Origin of the sequence: Bacteroides sp. AF39-11AC (genome assembly GCF_003474285.1) — a bacterium.
GTDB lineage: Bacteria > Bacteroidota > Bacteroidia > Bacteroidales > Bacteroidaceae > Bacteroides.
This window is the reverse complement of record NZ_QROH01000008.1, coordinates 324,123-345,449: the sequence shown is the minus strand read 5'-3', so window position 1 is coordinate 345,449 and position 21,327 is coordinate 324,123. Positions and strand designations below refer to the sequence as shown.

Here is a 21,327-nt window from a genome sequence, read left to right as displayed (position 1 = left end):
ATATTGAAGCATGGAGGATGTGAAATCTTTTTTTAGAAACAAGCCAAGCGCACTAATTGCACTTTCTACTTTACTTATAATTTATGTATTATTATTGTTGTTTCCTCATGATGAGTTGATTTATAAGAAAATATTGTCCAGATCTTGTTTGGAATTTAGGGTGATAGTTCATTTGTTTTGTTTATATTGCTTGATAGTATTACTCTACTTTTCATGTTCAAAATATGGTAATATTCGTTTGGGAGGAAAAAATGCAAAACCGGAGTTTAGTACCTTTTCGTGGCTATCTTGTCTTTTTATGTCAGGTTGTGGTATAGGTATAGTATTTTATAATCAAGAGTCTGTATTACATCTTCATAATAATCCATATGTGGGAAATGTGGTGGGGGCACCTGAAATTGTTGCGTATGCATTAACTATCAGTAATTGGACTTTAAATTGTTGGGCTCAGTTTGGTTTATCAGGCTTAATAATAGCCTATCTCTATTATAATCAGAATAGAAGATTGAAGTTAAGCTCCATATTGCCTATTCATACAAATGTATGGGTAAAAAGGGGTATTGATGTATTAATGGCTCTTGGTATTATTGCTGGCTTGACAACATCGTTAGGACTTGGTGTAACGCAAATAATGGGGGGGGTGAATTATGTGTTTCATACGAACCTTAATCCCTATGTATGGATATCAATCATTGCTGTAATAGCTACTTGGTCGGTTACATCTGGTTTGAAAAAAGGGGTGAAATGGTTATCAAATATCTCTATAGTCATGGTGTCTATTTTGATGATTATCATGATTTGTTTAGGAGTATTCGTTTTACACCAATATGACTTTCTTCAGTATATTGCTGAAGGAACAGGTAATTTTATGATAAATTTTTTAGATTATAATAATATGTTCGATTCTACTACAGAAGAATGGAACGCCAATTATCCCATTTTTACGTGGTTATGGTTTTCTGCGTGGTCAGCGTTTGTGGCGGTGTTTGTGGCAAAAATCTCACGAGGCAGAACTATCAGGCAGTTTATAATGGGGGTGGTATTAGTCCCTTCTTTATTTACTATACTTTGGTTCGGAATCTTTAGTAAAGTAGGGTTAAATTTTGAAGAAATGACTTATCAGTCGATGAACTCTAACATTAGTACTGCTGTATTTATTTTCATAGAGCATCTTACATCTCCTATTTTCTACAAAATATTATCGTTATTAATACTCATAATGATTTGCTTATTTTTTATTACCTCGTCCGATTCAGGATCGTATGTGGTATCTACTCTTTTGTCAGAATCAGGAAAACCTTCACAACATGAAAAGATGTTTTGGAGCATTGTTCAATGTTTATCAGCTATGCTACTTTATTGGTGTGGAGGATTGTCCTTAATTCAGTCGGCATCTGTCATGTTAGGGTTTGTGGTAATAATTTTAGTTTTAATAGGTTCTATATATTTCTTTAAAATAGTAGGAAATAATGAAAAGTAATTTGAAAGATCATAAGTTCATTTTGTTTGTGGTGGATCATTATAATCCACTTGGTATGGCTCGTAGCTTAGGCGAAGAAGGTATTTTACCTATTGTGATTCTGCATTCAGATCATCCTACCTTATTCAATCATTGTAAATATGTGCAGAAGTTACATCAGGTTTCTACTATACAAGAAGGGTATGACTTATTGCTTCATGAGTATGGAGAAGAACAATTTAAACCATTTGTACTTACTGCCAATGATGATATAACTATGTTCTTAGATCTTCATTATAATGAACTAATTGATAAATTTTATTTCTTTAATGGGGGAAAGCAAGGCGCTATCTCTCATTATATGAATAAAGAGAATATTTGCAATGTGGCTGAGGAATGTGGAATTGATAAGCCAAGAGGAGAAGTTTTAACTCGTGGTGAAATGCCTAAAATGCTTAGATATCCTGTACTTACTAAGGTTATAAAATCCACAGAAGGGGCTTGGAAGGATGATGTATTTATTTGTCGAGATGAAAGCGAACTAAAAAAAGCTTATAAGATAATTAAAGCTAACCAATTGCTGGTACAGGAATACATCATTAAGAAGAATGAATTATGTGTGGATGGTATCAGTATTAATGAAGGAGCAGAAATATGGGCTCCTTTTACATCGGAATATATTAGATTTACTTCAAAAGGGTATGGGCACTACATGTGGATTAAACCATATGCTGATGAAGTGAAAAATAAAATACAGAATATCTTGAAAAAAACTCACTATTCTGGCATTTTTTCTTTGGAATGTTTGATTGATGAAAATGACCATCTTTTTTTCTTGGAAGTTAATTTTCGTAACTCTACTTGGAGTTATGCTTATACATTTGCGGGATTAAATTTGCCTTATCAATGGGCAAAAGCTACCTTGGAAGGTCACATCGATTATAATTCGGTGCAAGTCCGGACTCAACCATTTACCGCAATGAATGAAATGGGTGATTTAAGAGAGGGGGTACTGACTAAACAGGTTGGTTTTTTTAAATGGATGAAGCAACTCAAGAAATGTGATGTACTATATCTATATAACAAGAAAGATAAAGCTCCTTTTTATTATGGTGTGTTGGGTAAGGTCTTAAATCGTTTGCACCTATGAAAAATAAATTCTTTACTTTATTCACGATGTGTCTTAGCCTAATAATAGATGTTTATGCACAAGTTCCTTATTTCGCTGCTACCGTTGGCGATAATAAACTATACGGTTACACCTCATTGAAATTTAGACCTGGAGAAAATGCACAAGAAACCTATACGTCTTTCCAATATGGATTAGGAAATTCATTTGCTACTGGCGTTGATTTATACACAGGTAATGCTGGAGCTAGTTATGCTGGTGTACTTCTTCGTTATGGAACCAAAATTAATTCGTATTTTAATGTAGGATTTCAAGCTACGCCAACCTTTGATCTAACTGAGAATATGGATTTTAGTTATATAACAACTGCAATGTATTTAAATGGAACAATTTCCAAAGATGGCAAACTCTTTTGGTGTAGTAATACTTGGTGGAGAATTAATAAAGATAGTAAAAATACTATCGATCAATATTTTTACTTGGGCTATTCGATATCTTTAAATAATGGGCATAGAATTACTCCTATGTTGGGTGAAATCCATTCTTGGAAGTTTAATCAAGATGTAGATCTTGCATTAGGCTTTTATTATACTATTAAAAATTGGAACTTCTATTTTTGGGGAAATGATTTTCTCAAGGAGAATCCAAGAATAGTTGTCGGATTAGATTTTATAATGTGATGAAGCAGTATTTGATACGATTGGATGATGCTTGTCCTACTATGAATTTTTCAAGGTGGAGAGTTATAGAGGAAATTTTGGATAAATATCATATTGCTCCTTTGGTAGGAATTGTTCCTTCTTGTGAAGACCAGAAATTGATGATAGGTGCTGAAGACCCATCGTTTTGGGAGAGAGTGTTCTCTTGGAGCAATAAAGGTTGGGCTATTGCTTTGCATGGCTACAACCATGTGTATTCTTCTACAGCTGCTGGAATTAATCCATTATGGAATCGTTCAGAATTTGCAGGGCTCTCTTTGGATGAACAAAGAGAAAAAATCAGAAGAGGGATTGATATAATGAAAAAGAATCATATTGATCCTCAATATTTCTTTGCTCCAAGTCATACTTTTGATAATAATACGTTGATTGCGCTAAAGAAAGAAAGTAATATTAGGATAATTAGTGACACGATTGCTTTCGAAGCTTATCGGAAAGATGATTTTATTATTATTCCTTGTCAATTGGGACATTTTAGAGCAATCCCTTTTGCAGGAACATGGACTTTTTGTTTTCACCCCAATATGATGAGTGAAACTGATATAAAGACGTTTGATGAGTTTATTTATAATAATAGAGATTTCTTTTATTCCTTTGATAAAATAGATTTGTGTAATGTGAAAGGTAAGTCTTTATCCAGTAAATTATTATCGTTCATGTATTTTACCTATAGAAAGGTGCGAGGGTTGAAGTAATCTTGTTTTCTTTAAATAATCTGTAGATGAAAATTTTACAAGTAATTAATAATTTTTCAAGAGGAGGAGGAGCTGAGAAAGTTGTATTTGATTTAGCTATAGCATTATCATGTCATCCTAATATAGAAGTCTCTATATTAAGTATTCAAAAGCCATCCGATGGAGAATATGTAGAAGAAATTAAAAAGAAGTATGGGATTAATACATTCTGTCTCTCAAATAGGTTGAAATCGTTTCGCAATTTATTTGCTCTTAAAGAATATTTGTGTGATGATTATGATATTATTCATGTCCATTTGTTTCCTGCTCTCTACTATATTTCCATTGCTAAAATGCTTTTTAATCCTCATGCAACTATAGTATATACAGAACATTCTACTAAAAATAAACGAAGAACTAAATGGATATTCCGGATGATAGACAGATTTATTTATTCTCGTTATAATATGGTGGCTGCAATATCATCCCAAGTAGAGAATAATTTAAGAAATGCTATTAAGAGTAACAAAATCGTAGTTATTAATAATGGTATATTTGTTAAACAGATATTGGATTCTCCTCAACTTGATTTAAAAAGGGAATTGTCCTTATCAGAAAATGTATCTCTTGTTACGATGGTTGCAAGGTTTGTGAAAGGAAAGGACTATTATACTTTATTTGATTCACTAATGTTACTTCCCAATAATGTTCATGTAGTTTGTGTAGGAAATGGCCTCCTTTTTGATGCGGCAGTGGAGTATGTAACAAGGAATGATATAATTTCTGATAGAGTTCATTTTTTGGGCTTAAGGCAAGATGTTGTATCAATTTTAAAAGCTTCTGATATTATAGTATTATCTTCTGAACATGAAGGATTTAGTATAGCTATGCTTGAGGCTATGGCTTCTCAAAAACCATTTGTTGCTTCTGAGGTAGAAGGACTTAAGGATGTAGCGTTGGACGCAGCCATTTATTTTCCATATCAGAATTCTTCAGTGTTGGCAGAGAGAATTATTGCTCTATTGAATGATTCTAATCTTTATTATTCAATGGCATCGAAATCTATACAGTTTGCTTATAAACATGATATGTCTGTGATAATGGAGAAATACTATAATTTATATGTAGAACAATTATCTATCAAGAAATAATGTTGATAACATCTTTAAGAATATGAAAGTTTTAGTTACCGGAGGAGCTGGTTTTATTGGCTCCAATCTTTGTGAATATTTGCTTGCCCATAATTATGAAGTTGTATGTTTGGACAACTTCGCTACTGGGAAGATTGAAAATCTTCTTCCTTTATTGAGTCAATACCCTACTACATTTCATTTGATAGTTGGTGATATTCGCAATTTATGTGATTGTCAAAAAGCTGTAGAAGGAGTAGATTATGTACTTCATGAAGCTGCTTTAGGTTCTGTGCCTCGTTCCATAAAGGACCCTATTACTACAAATGAGGTAAATATAGGTGGTTTCATGAATATGTTAGTGGCAGCCCGGGATGCTAAGATAAAACGTTTTATGTATGCGGCGAGTTCATCTACATACGGTGATAGTAAATCACTGCCAAAAGTAGAAGAGGTGATAGGTAAACCTTTATCTCCTTATGCAGTAACTAAATATGTAAATGAACTTTATGCAGATGTATTTGCTCGTACTTATGGAATGGAGTGTATTGGCTTACGCTATTTTAATGTATTTGGTCGTTCCCAGGATCCATTTGGTGCTTATGCTGCCGTAATTCCTTTGTTTGTAAAAAAGCTGATGGCACATGAAAGCCCTGTGATTAATGGTGATGGTGAGTATAGTCGTGATTTTACTTACATCGACAATGTAATTCAAATGAATATGTTAGCTATGACAACGACTAATCCGAATGCAGTTAATCAGGTTTATAATACAGCTTTTGGGGAAAGAACCACGTTGAATCAGTTGGTAGATTATTTGAAGGAATATTTGAGTGAATTTGATCCGGAAATAGCCAAGGTGGAGATTGTTCACGGCCCGAACCGGTTGGGTGACATTCCTCATTCTTTGGCTTGCATTGACAAAGCTAAAAAGTTACTTGGCTATAATCCGAAATATAGTATGCGTGACGGGTTGAAAGAAGCTGTCAAATGGTATTGGCATAATATTTAATCTATTCTTTCTTTTTCTCTTCTTTTTGATACTAAAATCTTTATAAATACTGAAAATCTTATGGATACAGTAAAAATTGCCGTAATCGGTCTTGGTTACGTAGGGCTTCCTTTGGCTCGTTTGTTCTCAACTAAATATGAAACAGTAGGTTTTGACATGAATAAGGCTCGTGTGGATGCCTTGATGGCAGGGCATGATGCTACCCTTGAAGTGAGTGATGAATTGTTACAGTCTGCTATTGTCAATGGCTTTAAATGTACGGCTGACATTGAAGATATACGTGATTGCAATTTCTATGTCGTGGCAGTTCCTACGCCAGTAGACCCGAATCATAATCCTGACCTGACTCCTCTGTATGGTGCAAGCACTACTGTGGGGAAAGTGATTTCTAAAGGTGATATTGTGGTATATGAGTCGACTGTATATCCGGGCGTGACGGAAGATGAATGTATTCCGGTAGTGGAAAAAGTTTCAGGCCTGAAATTCAATATAGATTTTTTTGCGGGTTATTCTCCTGAACGCATCAATCCGGGTGACAAACTGCATACGGTAGAAAAGATTAAGAAGGTGACTTCCGGATCGACTCTTGAAATTGGCAAGAAAGTGAACGAGGTGTATGCTTCTGTAATAGCTGCGGGAACGCATTTGGCTCCCACGATGAAGGTGGCAGAAGCTGCAAAGGTCATTGAGAACTCCCAACGGGATATCAATATAGCCTTTGTTAATGAACTGTCCAAGATATTTACCCGCATGGGTATTGACACTCAGGATGTACTGGAAGCGGCAAGTACCAAATGGAATTTTCTTCCTTTCAAGCCAGGACTGGTTGGCGGGCATTGTATCGGTGTAGATCCTTATTATCTGGCTCAGTGTGCACAAAGCTATAGTTATAACCCTGAAATCATATTGGCTGGTCGGCGAATGAATGACGGTATGGGAGAATATGTGGCCAGTCAAGTGGTAAAACTTATGTTGAGGAAGGGGATTCAGGTTTTAGATTCCAATATACTGATACTTGGCTTTACTTTCAAGGAAAATTGTCCGGATGTCCGTAATACGAAAGTGATAGATATCTATAAGTTTTTGAAGGAATACAATCTGAATATAACAGTTTATGATCCTTGGGCAAATTTAAATGCAGTAAAACATGAGTATGGAATTGAAGTAATTAATGAATTACCTAAAGAAAAATTTGATGCTATCGTTTTAGCAGTTGCTCATCAAAAATTTTCTGGAATTGATATAAAGGAGTTATCAAAGACGCAGTCCGTTGTGTTTGATGTTAAAGGTTTTTTGCCCAAAGATTCTGTTGATGGCAGATTGTGATAAAATGAAAAGACTTTTCTTTGTTACCAATGTCGATTGGTTCTTTATTTCCCACCGTTTACCTCTTGCTTTAAATGCTATCCGGCAGGGTTATGACGTTTATTTATTATCACGAGATACTGGAAAAAAACAGTTTTTACAGGAAAAAGGTATTCATTTTATAGATATTCCTTTTGACCGTTCTGGAAGTAATCCTGTCCATGAGTTGAAATGTATTCTTCTATTATATAGAAATTATAGAAAGTACAGACCGAATATAATCCATCATATTACTTTGAAAGCGGCATTGTTGGGAGCTGTTGCAGCAAAGCTGTCTAAACAGCATAATGTTGTGAATGCCATAAGTGGATTGGGATATAATTTTATAAATGGTCGCAATGGAGGTCTACAAAAACTGATAAAGGTTCTAATACGTATTACATTTAAAAGCAAGTACTTCTCTTTTATTCTTCAGAATCCAGATGATGTGAATATGATTAGAGAGTTTGATTTGGTTCCTTTATCTCACATTTTTCTGATTAAGGGATCTGGTGTGAATTTGAATGAATTTGTTTGTTCTAAAGCTCCAGACAGAGTGCCATTGAAAATACTCTTTCCTGCAAGAATCTTATTAGATAAGGGAGTGATGGAGTTCATTGGTGCAGCTAAACTTCTTCAAGGTAAATTCATGGGGAAGGTAAAATTCATATTGGCGGGTGATTGTGACAAAGAAAATCTTGCAGTTTTGGGAGAAGAAAAGCTGAAGGCTCTTCTTGTTACTGATTATATAGAATGGATAGGGTATCAGTCCAAGATGTTCTTTATATATACAGATAGTGATATTGTAGTTCTTCCTTCATACCGAGAAGGTCTACCCAAGTCATTGATAGAGGCATGTGCGGTAGGTCGTCCGATAGTTACAACTGATGTACCAGGTTGTCGTGAATGTGTGAAATCAGAATATAACGGCTATTTGGTTCCGCCTAGAGACATTGAAGCTTTAGCAGACGCCATTGAATTATTGATAAATAATGATGTGAAGAGAAAAGAGTTTGGAGTGAATTCTCGTCTGTTGGCAGAAAAGGAATTTTCTATAGATAAAGTAGTCCAACAGACTTTTGATATTTATCATTCACTGTATCGATAATTCTTATTAATTATATTTCTAGATAGAAAATAAGATGTTCTGTAATCCGCTTCATAATAAATAATTCTCATGAATATACTTATTACAGGAATACACGGTTTTGTGGGCTCCAATCTAGTTGTTGCCTTAAAAAAAAGTCATATTCTTTATGGTCTTGATATCGTCGCTCCTGAAAAGGAGGGAGTAGTAAAGACTTTTGCTTGGGAAAATATTGAATCAACTTCTTTTCCAATGCAGCGTTTGCCACAATTTGATGCCATCATTCATCTGGCCGGTAAAGCACATGATACAAAGAACCAGTCTGTTGCACAGGTATATTTTGATATCAATACAGGACTGACTCAGAAGATCTTTGATTTCTTTCTGGAATCTACAGCTAAAAAGTTCATATTCTTCAGTTCAGTGAAGGCTGCTGCCGATAGTGTAGTAGGGGATGTGTTGAGGGAGGATGTGATACCTACTCCAATAGGACCTTATGGGGAGAGTAAGATAGCGGCAGAGAATTATATTCTCGATAAATTAAAAAATAAAAATGAAAAATTAAAACTGCATGATGATAGGAAGCAGGTATATATATTGAGACCTTGCATGATTCATGGACCGGGCAATAAAGGAAACCTGAATCTGCTTTATAATGTGGTAAAGAAAGGTATTCCCTGGCCTTTGGGAGATTTTGAAAATAAGCGTTCATTCACTTCGATTGATAACTTATGTTATGTGGTGGAAGGTTTACTGACGAAGAATGTTGCGAGTGGCATTTATCATATGGGTGATGATGAAGCTCTATCTACAAATGAATTGATTGCTCTCATGTGTGAGGCTATGGGTAAAACACCTCATATCTGGAAGATGAACCGGAAGATGATGGAAGGTTGTGCAGGCTTAGGAACTTTACTTCATCTGCCGCTGAATACTGAACGTCTACGGAAACTGACAGAGAATTACGTGGTTAGTAATGAGAAGATTAAAGCAGCACTTGGCATTGAACAAATGCCAGTTCGTGCTGCTGATGGGATTATGAAAACGATAAAATCGTTTTCAAATTAAGAATTAACAATTAAAAATTAAGGGGGCAAGTACGGTTATGTATTACCTGATTATATTGGTTCTGCTATTTCTGGCAGAACTTTTTTATTTTAGAATAGCTGATAAGTACAATATCATCGATAAACCCAATGAGAGAAGTTCCCATACCCGGATTACTTTGCGTGGTGGCGGAATCATTTTCTATTTTGGCGCTTTGGCTTATTTCTTGAGTAATGAATGGGATTATCCCTGGTTCATGTTGGCATTGACCCTAATTACCTTTATCAGTTTTGTGGATGACGTTCGTTCCACTTCTCAAGGCTTTCGGTTAGTGTTTCACTTTACCGCTATGGCTTTGATGTTTTACCAATGGGGGCTCTTTTCTCTTTCGTGGTGGTGGATAATTATCGCATTGATAGTTTGCACAGGTATTATTAATGCTTATAATTTCATGGATGGTATCAACGGCATTACCGGTGGCTATTCATTGGTTATTTTAGGTGCATTAGCTTATATAAATTCTAAGATAATCACTTTTGTTGAGCCTGATTTAATTTATACCGTCCTTTGCTCTGTATTCGTATTTTGTTTCTTCAACTTTCGTAAGAAGGCGAAGTGTTTTGCCGGTGATGTCGGTTCTGTGAGTATCGCTTTTATTCTTCTTTTTCTGATAGGGAGACTCATTATTAAAACAGATGATTTCAGTTGGATTATCCTGTTGTCTGTTTATGGTGTCGACAGTGTTCTCACTATCATTCATCGCTTGATGCTTCATGAAAACATTGGTTTACCTCATCGCAAACATATGTATCAGTTGATGGCGAACGAATTGAAGATGCCTCATGTTGTGGTTTCGTTGATTTATATGGTGGTACAAGCAATAATAATAATTGGATATATAGGATGTTTGAACTATGGTTATATATTCTTGCTGGGGGTAATTTTATTGCTTAGCTTTATCTATATATGGTTTATGAAGAAGTACTTTAGCTTACATCAAAAGGTTTAATATCAATTGATTATATATTAATGTCGGAAAACAGCTCCCTATGGGCTGTTTTCTTTGTTTATATCTGGTAATATCTTCACAGAATACTTACGGATAAAAATGCCATAATTTCTGAAAGCGGGCAGTAAGAATATAGTTTGATGAACTATGTCTTACTGCCCGCTGTATTATTATAGTTTAAATTCTACAACTATTTTTCTATTCTTATAACTTTATTGTATATTTGCCGAAACAATTCTATATTCACTGAATGGGCTTATTTAGGAAAATAATATATAGCTTTCTGCTTTTCTTACTGATATCCCACATTGGGTTTTCATCGGCCTTTGCGGTGACTGGAGAACACCCGGTATTGATTATCAGTTCGTATAATCCGGACGCACGACAAACTTCTGGAAATATTTACGACTTTATGGAAGAATTTGAGCGACTGGGAGGGGAGGCTCCGATATCTCTGGAAAACATGAACTGCAAAAGTTTTTCTGAAGCTCCTTTATGGAAAAATAAAATGGAGGAACTTCTTGCTAAATACCGGGGAAAACGTTCGCCTGTACTACTTGTGCTGATTGGTCAAGAGGCTTGGACAGCTTATTTATCACAAGAAGATTCCATACGTGGAAATGTGCCGGTGCTGGCTGCACTGGCAAGCCGTAATGCCATTATTCTACCGGATGATTCAGTCGATCTGAAAACGTGGATGCCTGATGCGGTGGATTTTTTTAATGACTTTCCTAATTCTTCTGTGAAAGCCGGATTCGTTTATGAATATGATGTAGAAGCCAATATTAATCTGATAAAGAAGCTGTATCCAGCAACCAGGAATGTTGCTTTTGTTTCCGATAATAGTTATGGAGGTGTTTCTCTGCAGGCACATGTAGTGGCAGAGATGAAAAAACACCCGGAACTGAATCTTATTCTGCTGGACGGACGAACGAATACGATTTATACCATAAGCGATAAATTACATGAATTGCCTCCCAACACAGCATTGTTATTGGGCACTTGGCGCGTAGATATGTATGACGGATACTTTATGCGCAATGCGACTTATACGATGATGGAGGCTGCCGGCGATGTTCCTACTTTTTCTATAACTTCTGTAGGCATAGGTTATTGGGCCGTAGGTGGAGTGATCCCCTCTTACCGGGCATTGGGTAAGGATATGGCGCATCAGGCAGTTCGTTTGTTGCAGGGACCGGACAGCGACCGGGTGGAAGTAGAGGTAATTCCGAATAAGATGCAGATGGATAGCAAGATTGTGAAAGATAAGCGTTTGGATCTGTCTTTCATTCATCAGCCTATAGAAATGGTCAATGAAACTCCATCGTTTTACGAACAATATAAATATCATATCTGGACCGTTGGTACTATCTTGGTCGTATTGCTGAGTGGATTGTTTGTTTCTCTGTACTTCTACTATCATACCAAGAAACTGAAAGATGAACTGCAGGAGTCGGAGAGTGCTTTGAGAGAAGCGAAGGACCGTGCTGAAGAATCCAGCCGTCTGAAGAGTGCTTTTCTTGCTAATATGAGCCATGAAATCCGTACTCCGTTGAATGCAATTGTAGGATTCTCCGATGTATTGGCTTCAGGAGGTACTTCGGTGGATGAACAGCAGGGATATGTCGATATTATTAAAACAAATTCGGACTTGTTGCTTCGCCTGATCAATGATATCCTGGATGTTTCGCGTCTGGAGGCAGATAGGGTTACGTTTACAATTGAGAAGTGTGATGTAGTACCACTGTGCCAGCAGGTATTAGCTTCTGTCAGTCAGGCTCGTAAGTCGGAAAATAAGTATATTTTTGAATGTGATCGTGAGAGTGTGGATTTGCGGACGGATACCCAGCGTTTGCAACAGGTTATTATAAACTTACTCTCCAATGCCGATAAGTTCACCAGAAACGGTAAGATCACATTGAAGCTGGAAGTAGATGATGAGAAGAGAGTAGCTACTTTTTCTGTATCAGATACCGGTACAGGTATTCCGTTGGAAAAACAGAAACTGGTATTTGAACGGTTTGAGAAACTGAATGAATATGTGCAAGGCACAGGATTGGGCTTATCCATCTGTAAACTGACTGTAGAAAAGTGGGGAGGAGAGATCTGGGTAGATCCCGGATATACAGATGGAGCAAGATTCGTATTTACGCATCCATTTGAGATAGAACAACCAAATAAATAATTACTATGAAGAGATTTTACTTTTTCTTAGGGTGGATATTCTTCCTGACAGGAGCCGTGTTGGCTCAGGATAAAATAGTAAAGCTGAAAATTATAGAAACCAGCGATATACATGGTAACTATTACCCTTATGACTTTATACTTCGACATGAGGCAGGGGGAAGTCTGGCGCGTGTGTATGAGTTTGTTCAGAAGGAACGTGAGACTTATAAGGATAACCTGCTGTTATTGGATAATGGAGATATTCTGCAAGGTCAGCCTTGTGCTTACTATTATAATTATATTGATACCATTTCTCCGCATCTGGCTGCCGAAGTATTGAATTACATGAAGTATAATACCGGTAACATGGGAAATCATGATGTAGAAACCGGACGTGCTGTGTTCGACCGTTGGGCAGATGATTGCAAATTCCCTGTTTTAGGTGCTAATATCATTGATACGGCTACGGGGAAAACGCACTTCAAGCCTTATGAAGTATTGGAACGGGATGGTGTTAAGATTGTAGTGCTGGGAATGATTACTCCTGCTATTCCTGTGTGGTTGTCGGAAAACTTGTGGAAAGGGCTGCGCTTTGATGATATGGAAGAGACAGCCCGCAAATGGATGAAGATTATCCGTGAAAAAGAAAATCCGGATTTAGTAATCGGAATTTTCCATGCCGGACAAGATGCTCTGTTGATGGGTGGTAAATATCGTGAGAATGCTTCACTGGAAGTGGCCCGTAACGTTCCTGGTTTTGATATTGTTTTGATGGGACATGATCATGCCCGTGAGTTGAAAAAGATTAAAAATGTAGCGGGAGACTCTGTGTTGATTATGAATCCGGCGAGTAAGGGAGTGGTTGTGGCGAATGCAGATGTTACTTTGAAATTGCGTAAGGGAAAAGTAGTCGAGAAACATATCGACGGAGTGCTGACTGAGATGAAGAACTATACTGCAAATAAGGACTTTATGACTCGTTTTGCACCGCAATTTAGTGATGTTCAGGACTTTGTGTCCAAGAAGATAGGTAGTTTTACTGAAACGATTTCTACACGTCCTGCCTATTTCGGCTCTTCGGCTTTTATTGATTTAATCCATATGTTGCAACTTGAAATCACGAATGCAGAAATTTCTTTTGCTGCTCCTCTGTCGTATGATACCGAGATTAGCAAGGGGGATGTATTTGTAAGCGATATGTTCAATCTGTATAAGTATGAAAATATGCTTTATACTATGAAATTGTCCGGTAAGGAGATAAAAGATGCATTGGAGATGTCATATGATTTATGGACAAACCGGATGAAATCTCCTGATGACCATTTGTTACTGCTTCGTGAGAGGCGTCGTGAAGGAGCAGCGGATCGTGCTTCATTCAAGAACTTCAGTTTCAATTTTGATTCGGCTGCCGGTATCATTTATACGGTGGATGTAACGAAACCCAAGGGAGAAAAGGTGACTATATCCAGTATGGCGGATGGAACTCCTTTCTCTTTGGATAAAATGTATAAAGTAGCACTGAATTCCTATCGTGGTAATGGTGGAGGAGAATTATTGACTAAAGGCTCCGGTATTTCTCAGGATGAATTGAAAGACCGTATCCTGTTCTCCACAGATAAAGATTTGCGTTATTACCTGATGCAATATATAGAGAGGAAGGGTGTGATTGAGCCACATGCGTTGGGACAATGGAAGTTTATTCCGGAAGAATGGGTAGAGCCCGCTGCTAAACGGGATTATGAGTACTTGTTTGGAAAAGTGGAAAAATAATCACTATCTTTGCAGTCGCAATTTTTAATAGACTGTAGGGACGTGAATAAAAAGATAAAGAGAATTATAGGGGCTGTATGCTTGTTGGTGCTGTTTGTGGCATATCAGACAAGTATTACAGCCTTTACTCATGTCCATTACGTCAATGGAGTGCTGATTACCCATTCGCATCCATTTTACGGTAAGCACACGCACTCTAAAAGTGAACTTGTCGTTATAGGTCGTTTGTCAACTTTCCAATCTCCGGAGGTTGATGTATATGAAGAACTGCACCCCATGCGGATACTTCTGGCTGTGCTGGAAGCAGAAAAACTAATATCCTTGGTGAAGGGGAAGTCGGGGCAGATCGTTTCTCTTCGTGCTCCGCCGGCGCTCGCGGCATGATTATTCATCAGGCTTTTAGCTTGATAAGCTACAGGTTACAAGTTGCTGTGCTATACAAACTGAATATTTATCAGATTATTAGTCTACATTAATATACCGAAAGGCACTTGTAGGTTGTAGCTCGTAGCTTGTTACTCATATTTTCAATACATACATTTTTGAGCGCAAATTAATGAAAAAACATATACTTGCGTTGGTGCTTACTATGGTTTGCATCAGCCTCTATGCCGTAAATCCTATAAAGGAAGGTAACATGATTTCCGGTCACGTGATAGTGAAAGGAACAGAAGAAAATATACCCTATGCAACTATATTAATCAAAGAAAGCGGTCAGGGAACAGTCTCTAATGAAGAAGGTCAGTTCGAATTCCGTCAACTTCCTGTCGGGAAATACACGCTTCGCGTATCAGCTGTAGGTTATAAGACGCAGGAAAAAGAGGTAACTGTCAGTAAAGACTTCACTGCAGTCATACATTTCCAGATGCAGGAAGAGAGTTTCATGACGGATGAGGTAGTGGTATCTGCCAATCGTAATGAAGTGAGCCGTAAGGAAGCTCCGGTAGTTGTCAATGTGATGAGTGCCAAGCTCTTTGAGATGGTGAATTCTACAGATTTGGCAAAAACACTGAACTACCAGTCTGGCTTGCGTGTGGAGAACAACTGTCAGAACTGTGGCTTTCCACAAGTACGTATCAATGGTCTGGAAGGCCCCTATTCTCAGATATTAATAAATAGCCGTCCTATTATCAGTGCCCTTAGCGGTGTATATGGACTGGAACAGATTCCCGTGAATATGATAGAGCGTGTGGAGGTAGTGCGTGGCGGTGGTTCTGCTCTGTTCGGAGCGAATGCAGTAGGCGGTACTATCAATATCATTACTAAAGACCCTATCAGTAATTCTTTCCAGGTATCGAGCCTGTTTTCGTGCATGGATGGAAAATCGTGGGAACAATATATGGGTGGTAACGTCTCCCTGGTTGCAAAAGATAACTCTTATGGTATTGCCCTGTATGAAAGTTATCGTAATCGTAACCCTTATGACCGTGATGATGATGGTTTCTCCGAACTTGGTAAACTGAATATGAATACTTTCGGTTTCCGCGCTTACTATCGCCCTACACACTTCAGCCGTATCAATCTGGAATACCATACTACTAATGAGTTCCGTCGTGGTGGTAATAAATTTGATCTGCAACCGCATGAATCGGATATTACGGAGCAAACCAAGCACATTATTAATAGTGGTGGTGCCAGCTACGATTTATTCTGGCGTGAATATAAGCATAAGATTTCTCTTTATGGTTCTATTCAGCATACGGATAGAAACAGTTATTATGGAGCACAACAGGACATGAATGCTTATGGTAAGACGGACGATCTGACCTGGGTAGCCGGTGGAATGTATGTAGGCAATATGAACAATTGCTTCTTTGCTCCTGCTACTTTTACCGGTGGCCTTGAATATCAGAATAACTCCCTGCATGATGTCATGACTGGTTATCATCGTGATATGAAGCAGGATGTACGCATAGCCAGTACCTTTGTTCAGAATGAATGGAAGATGCGTCAACTCACTATGTTGGTGGGTGCCCGCCTCGATAAGCACAACCTGATAGACAAGTTGATTTTCAGCCCGCGTATCAATTTCCTTTATAAACCGACTGAGGATTTCCAGGCACGTTTGACATATTCTACCGGTTTCCGTGCACCGCAAGCTTATGATGAAGATTTGCATGTGACAGCTGTAGGTGGTGAAGGAGTCCAGATTAAGTTGGCTGATAACCTCCGTGAAGAGCGTTCTAACAGTTATAGTGGCTCTGTGGACTGGAGCACACATCTCGGACATTGGCAAGCGAATATTTTGCTGGAAGGTTTTTATACTGATCTGCGTCATGTATTCGTCTTGGAAGATATCGGTAAAGATGATAATGGGGATAAGATCAAAGAACGTCGTAATGGTAGTGGTGCGCAGGTATATGGAGTTAATCTGGATGCCAAGCTAGCCCATGGCAAAGAAGCACAGTTCCAGTTAGGTTTTACTGCACAACGTAGTCGCTATACGGAGGATGAGGTCTGGACAGAAGTGGATGGTGAAGATTTAACTACCAAACGAATGATGCGTACACCGGATTATTATGGCTATTTCACTTTCTCTTCCGCACCGCTGAAGAACTTTGATTTCTCTTTGTCAGGCATCTATACCGGAAAGATGATTGTTCCTCACTATGCTCCGGTAGATGCCCCGGAAGGTGCGTTCTGCAATATAGAGAAAGACCGTATGGAGAATACTCCTGATTTCTTTGATCTCAATCTGAAGTTAAATTACACCTTTGTTCTGCATGATCACATCAAGCTGCAACTCAATGCTGGTGTACAGAATATTTTCAACAGCTTTCAGAAAGACCTGGATAAAGGTGAGTTCCGTGATTCCGGTTATTTTTATGGGCCAACGCAGCCAAGAACATTCTTTATCGGCTTTAAAATAATGAATTAGGCTGAGGTCTAAATTTAATATTGCAAGTGTTTGCAAATTTATTGCATGGGCTTATGAATTTATTGCAAGAGCATAATTTCATAAGCTCTTTCTTGTATAAATGTTCCCTTTTTCTTTTTTTTAGGATATTTCGGACGGTTTTAAGCGAAATATTGTTTAAGTTTGCCACGCAAATAAGAAAGGGAGATGAAAAATATAAAAAACGTAGACATTGCAACTATTCGCCGTTTTCCGGCAATGGATTTTATTGGGAATGATTTTGCCATATTCGACAATATAGGAGATATCCCTTTGTTCGGTTATCCTACACGCCTGAATGCATCTTGTCTGACACTCTGCATGAAAGGGCATTGCAAAATACGTATCAACTTGAAAGAACATGAACTTACCGAAGGTGTTCTTGTAGTTACTTTGCCTGAACAGATTTTGCAGCAGGTGGAGCGTTCGGACGATTTCACCGGTGTTTTCATAGTTGTCTCCGGTCAGTTTATAGATGATGTGCTCCCCACGGTACAGCAGTTATTTCCTCTGTTTTTTATGATTAAAGAGCAGCCCTGTGTGCGCCTCAATCCGGAACAAATGGAGGCTGTGCAGGAGTATTATTCTTTCCTTCAAAAGAAGGTAAAACTGAAAGACAATCCTTTCCGTAAAGAGATTACTCAGGGATTGATACTTTCTCTTTTCTATGAGATATATAGCATCTATCAAGGCAATGAGCCTACTGTCAGAAAAGTAAAAAGTAGGAAAGAGGATCTTTTTGAGCGTTTTGTCCGTGCAATTACAGAGTCGTACAAACAGGAACGCAGTGTTGCCTATTATGCCGACAAAATGTTCCTGACAGCCAAGCATCTTTCTACAGCTGTAAAAGAAGTCAGTGGAAAGACTGCCGGAGAGTGGATAGACAGTCTTGTTATTCTGGAGGCTAAAGCTTTGTTGAAATCTTCCGAAATGAGTATTCAGGAAATCTCCGATGAACTGCATTTTGCCAACCAGTCTTTCTTTGGCAAATATTTCAAGCATCACACCGGAATGTCTCCGAAAGAATATCGTAAGCAATAGTACACAGTGTCAGAATATTCTTTATTTTTGCAGGTATCAAATACCCCCAAAAATAAGAAAACATGGAAAAAAGAGAAATTGACCTTGCTGTTTCCTGCTATGGAAAAGTGAAGGATGTGAAGTATGATGCCGTCATACTTCCCTGGGGCGCAACAGAGCCTCATAACTTACATCTTCCGTATCTCACCGATTGCATTTTGCCCCATGACATTGCTGTAGACGCTGCTACGCTGGCACTGGAACGTTTCGGTGTACGTTGTATGGTGATGCCTCCTGTTCCATTCGGTGCCCACAACCCCGGGCAGCGTGAACTTCCCTTCTGCATACATACCCGTTATGCCACCCAACAGGCTATTCTGGAAGATATTGTCGCTTCTCTTTATGCTCAGGGTATGCGTAAACTGATTATTGTCAGTGGGCATGGCGGGAATAATTTCAAAGGTATGATACGCGACCTTGCCTTTAGCTATCCGGACTTCCTGATTATTGCTACCGACTGGTTTAGCCTTGTTCCCACGAAAGGTTATTTTGAAGCTGAAATAGATGACCATGCCGGTGAGCAGGAAACTTCCGTAATGATGCACTATCATCCGGAGCTGGTAAATCTGTGTGAGGCAGGTGATGGGAATTCTAAGCCTTTTGCTATTCCCTCATTGAACGAAAAGGTGGGTTGGGCACCGCGCCATTGGGATAAAGCTACAGTGGATAGCGGGGTAGGGAACCCCAAGAAAGCTTCGGCTGAGAAAGGTGAACGCTATGTGAAACCTATTATTGAAAAGCTTGCCAAGCTCTTCACGGAAGTAGGGCAGGGTGAACTTTATTAAGTAAAATAAAACGGGCGGTCCGGTAAGAAATACTTTTCTTAACTGAACCGCCTTGTTGCTTATACTGAGATGAAAAGCTTACTTATCTATTGACATTAGCCATTTACCATCTCTTTTCACCATCGATTGCGTACCTTCTTGTGTTTCTCCGTTTCCGTAGGTTTGCTTTATTTTTACAGTTGCTGTGTTTCCATCTTCCGATATTTCTTCCGATAGAATCTCAATACTTTTCAGTCCACCCATTTTTTCATACTCTTTGCCCACTTTATCTCTCAGTAAGGCAACGAATCCTGCTTTTTGCTCTTTCAGTTTATCAGCAGTTTCGCTGTCACCTAAAGCAATGCCATCTACAAACTTTTCATAGTCACCTTTGATAAGATAGTTGCTATACTTCTTCATCGCATCTCCCGGACCACTGGAAGAGGAGCAAGCTGCCATCATAAACATAGCCATAACTATCAGACTAAAATAAAATACCTTTTTCATACGCTTTTTTTTAAATGATTAATGTGTATTTAAAAATAGTATATCAAACAGAGGCGCTTACTCTGTGCAATATCGTTAGGCAGGAGATAATCTCCTTTGAATCCCGGAATATTCACGTGACTGATACGTCCCTCAGGCAAGTCTATTCCTTGTTTTTTATATACGAAATCAACCAATTCCGTACAGTACATTCGCGTTGTATCTGCCAGATTATAATCATGGTCGAATAATACATGGGTATGGTATAACCGTTCTGCCCGTACTGCTGCTCTGTATGCGTTTGCAGAATCCTCCGCTATACGCATAATGGCCCCGTTAATAGCTTTTCTTTCTTCAAAAAACACTTCAACAGTTTCCATTTTTACACGATCCGGATCGTCTTTGAAATCCGGTTCGCCGGGCACAGCATGTATCACATACCATTGTCCGTCTTTCTTCTTCAGGATGCCGGTATGCGAATACGTTCCTTCACGGTCTGCAGCCAGCACCACTCTACTTGTAATCCCTGTTCCTCTTCTGAAAGCGATATCTCCATCCCGAAATAATTCCTGTGGCAATTGCAGCAGGCGGGTCTTTTTATCAGGACTTCCCTGGCATCCCGCCAGTATAAGTGTGAACAACAGTGTTATTTTTAGTAGTGCTACGTGTGGCTTCATTTCCATTAATACAAATATATGAATAACTTTGCATTGCTACACGTTTTTAAAATGAATTTTGTGGAGTGAACGAAAAAAGAGGTAACAACCTCTATACATTGTTACCTCTTTTTTAATTTATACCCTAAAAACTAATCTCTTTCCTTATAAAAACTAATTCTATTTCTTTTTTGATGGTGCAAAGTTAGAGAGTTCTTGGGGAATATGATTTGATATAAATCAAAAAAATGTAGATTCATATTGTCTTTTTACAGTATGCCCGAGCGTACCCGGCTGAGGGTTTCGGGCGTCATCAGCAAATAAGATGCGATATGTGACAATGGTGCCCGTTTGATGACTTCCGGATGGGTATGCATCAGCATGTTGTAGCGTTCGCGTGCTGTTTCGAACCGCCAGGAGTCAGCTTTCACTTGGGATACGATGAGTGAGTACTCCAGTATCTTACGGTAGAACATATTGATTTCCCAGGAGATTTCTGTCAATCTCATGAATTTATCGTAGGGGAGGAGGTATACCGTGCAAGGTTCCAGAGCTTCTGCCATCAGGCGGGTAGGTTCTTGCTTCAATGTACTTTCTATGCAGATGATGACACAGCCTTCGTAGGAAAAGTGTTCGGTGACGTCTTTACCGTTTTTGTAATAGAACTGACGCATCATACCTTTACCCACAAATACCATGTGGTGGCAGACTTGCCCTTCCTTGAATAGGAGTTCACCCTTTTCCAGCTCTTTGCGGATCAGAATATCTTCTATCAGTTTTCTACCCTCAGGTGCCATACCCGGATAACGGGAGTTCACAGTGGCATTAACTGTTTCTTTTAATAATGTATCCATAATTGTTCGCTGGTATTTATAACCGTTTCCGGGCACAAAGGTACG

At 38.4% G+C, this 21,327-nt stretch carries 19 protein-coding genes; 16 read left to right on the top strand and 3 right to left on the bottom strand.

What is annotated here, in order from left to right; all coding sequences use genetic code 11:
* The first annotated feature begins 10 nt into the window (after window positions 1-10).
* The 16 genes from DW036_RS18965 to DW036_RS18890 all read left to right on the top strand — a co-directional run bounded on the left by DW036_RS18965 (window position 11) and on the right by DW036_RS18890 (window position 19,307).
* Window positions 11-1,480 (top strand): BCCT family transporter, encoded by a 1,470-nt coding sequence (locus tag DW036_RS18965; protein WP_118465767.1) that lies wholly within the window; start codon window positions 11-13, stop codon window positions 1,478-1,480.
* Complete coding sequence (locus tag DW036_RS18960; protein WP_118465766.1) at window positions 1,470-2,609, top strand: ATP-grasp domain-containing protein; 1,140 nt, start codon at window positions 1,470-1,472, stop codon at window positions 2,607-2,609. Before DW036_RS18965 ends, DW036_RS18960 begins: the two co-directional genes overlap by 11 nt.
* Window positions 2,606-3,268 carry a hypothetical protein gene (locus tag DW036_RS18955; RefSeq protein ID WP_118465765.1) on the top strand — a complete coding sequence of 221 codons (663 nt, stop codon included), beginning with the start codon at window positions 2,606-2,608 and terminating at the stop codon, window positions 3,266-3,268. Before DW036_RS18960 ends, DW036_RS18955 begins: the two co-directional genes overlap by 4 nt.
* Window positions 3,268-4,002, top strand: coding sequence for a DUF2334 domain-containing protein (locus DW036_RS18950; RefSeq protein ID WP_118465764.1), 735 nt, complete (start codon window positions 3,268-3,270; stop codon window positions 4,000-4,002). The genes DW036_RS18955 and DW036_RS18950 overlap by 1 nt, the downstream gene beginning before the upstream one ends.
* 26 nt (window positions 4,003-4,028) lie before the next feature.
* Window positions 4,029-5,132 (top strand): glycosyltransferase, encoded by a 1,104-nt coding sequence (locus DW036_RS18945; RefSeq protein WP_118465763.1) that lies wholly within the window; start codon window positions 4,029-4,031, stop codon window positions 5,130-5,132.
* 22 nt (window positions 5,133-5,154) lie between these two features.
* Complete coding sequence (locus DW036_RS18940; RefSeq protein WP_118465762.1) at window positions 5,155-6,123, top strand: SDR family oxidoreductase; 969 nt, start codon at window positions 5,155-5,157, stop codon at window positions 6,121-6,123.
* Between the two features lie 60 nt (window positions 6,124-6,183).
* The gene (locus DW036_RS18935; RefSeq protein WP_118465761.1) at window positions 6,184-7,449 is read left to right on the top strand and encodes a nucleotide sugar dehydrogenase; all 1,266 of its coding nucleotides are present in this window, start codon (window positions 6,184-6,186) and stop codon (window positions 7,447-7,449) included.
* Complete coding sequence (locus DW036_RS18930) at window positions 7,436-8,575, top strand: glycosyltransferase family 4 protein (RefSeq protein WP_233560492.1); 1,140 nt, start codon at window positions 7,436-7,438, stop codon at window positions 8,573-8,575. The genes DW036_RS18935 and DW036_RS18930 overlap by 14 nt, the downstream gene beginning before the upstream one ends.
* Window positions 8,576-8,644: 69 nt before the next feature.
* Window positions 8,645-9,622, top strand: coding sequence for an NAD-dependent epimerase/dehydratase family protein (locus tag DW036_RS18925; RefSeq protein WP_118465759.1), 978 nt, complete (start codon window positions 8,645-8,647; stop codon window positions 9,620-9,622).
* Window positions 9,623-9,659: 37 nt separating this feature from the next.
* On the top strand, window positions 9,660-10,610 hold the full coding sequence (locus DW036_RS18920) for a glycosyltransferase family 4 protein (protein WP_118465758.1): 951 nt from the start codon (window positions 9,660-9,662) through the stop codon (window positions 10,608-10,610).
* A gap of 250 nt (window positions 10,611-10,860) precedes the next feature.
* Window positions 10,861-12,795: a HAMP domain-containing sensor histidine kinase gene (locus DW036_RS18915; protein ID WP_118465757.1), complete on the top strand. Its 1,935-nt coding sequence runs from the start codon at window positions 10,861-10,863 to the stop codon at window positions 12,793-12,795.
* Between the two features lie 5 nt (window positions 12,796-12,800).
* Window positions 12,801-14,546, top strand: coding sequence for a bifunctional UDP-sugar hydrolase/5'-nucleotidase (locus DW036_RS18910; RefSeq protein WP_118465756.1), 1,746 nt, complete (start codon window positions 12,801-12,803; stop codon window positions 14,544-14,546).
* Between the two features lie 42 nt (window positions 14,547-14,588).
* On the top strand, window positions 14,589-14,930 hold the full coding sequence (locus DW036_RS18905) for a hypothetical protein (protein WP_118465805.1): 342 nt from the start codon (window positions 14,589-14,591) through the stop codon (window positions 14,928-14,930).
* Window positions 14,931-15,102: 172 nt separating this feature from the next.
* Window positions 15,103-17,424, top strand: coding sequence for a TonB-dependent receptor (locus DW036_RS18900; RefSeq protein WP_118465755.1), 2,322 nt, complete (start codon window positions 15,103-15,105; stop codon window positions 17,422-17,424).
* A 186-nt stretch (window positions 17,425-17,610) separates the two neighbouring features.
* Entirely contained in the window at window positions 17,611-18,483 is an 873-nt protein-coding gene (locus DW036_RS18895; RefSeq protein WP_115501775.1) for a helix-turn-helix domain-containing protein, read from the top strand.
* Between the two features lie 62 nt (window positions 18,484-18,545).
* The gene (locus DW036_RS18890; protein ID WP_118465754.1) at window positions 18,546-19,307 is read left to right on the top strand and encodes a creatininase family protein; all 762 of its coding nucleotides are present in this window, start codon (window positions 18,546-18,548) and stop codon (window positions 19,305-19,307) included.
* 78 nt (window positions 19,308-19,385) lie between these two features.
* Here the strand turns inward: DW036_RS18890 and DW036_RS18885 are convergent, their stop codons facing one another.
* From DW036_RS18885 to DW036_RS18875, 3 genes are all read right to left on the bottom strand, one after another.
* On the bottom strand, window positions 19,386-19,793 hold the full coding sequence (locus tag DW036_RS18885; RefSeq protein ID WP_118465753.1) for a DUF4878 domain-containing protein: 408 nt from the start codon (window positions 19,791-19,793) through the stop codon (window positions 19,386-19,388).
* A 29-nt stretch (window positions 19,794-19,822) separates the two neighbouring features.
* Complete coding sequence (locus tag DW036_RS18880; protein ID WP_118465752.1) at window positions 19,823-20,455, bottom strand: YiiX/YebB-like N1pC/P60 family cysteine hydrolase; 633 nt, start codon at window positions 20,453-20,455, stop codon at window positions 19,823-19,825.
* Window positions 20,456-20,697: 242 nt separating this feature from the next.
* A complete protein-coding gene (locus DW036_RS18875; RefSeq protein ID WP_007663511.1) occupies window positions 20,698-21,282 on the bottom strand; it encodes a Crp/Fnr family transcriptional regulator in 585 nt (194 codons plus the stop codon).
* Window positions 21,283-21,327: the final 45 nt, after the last annotated feature.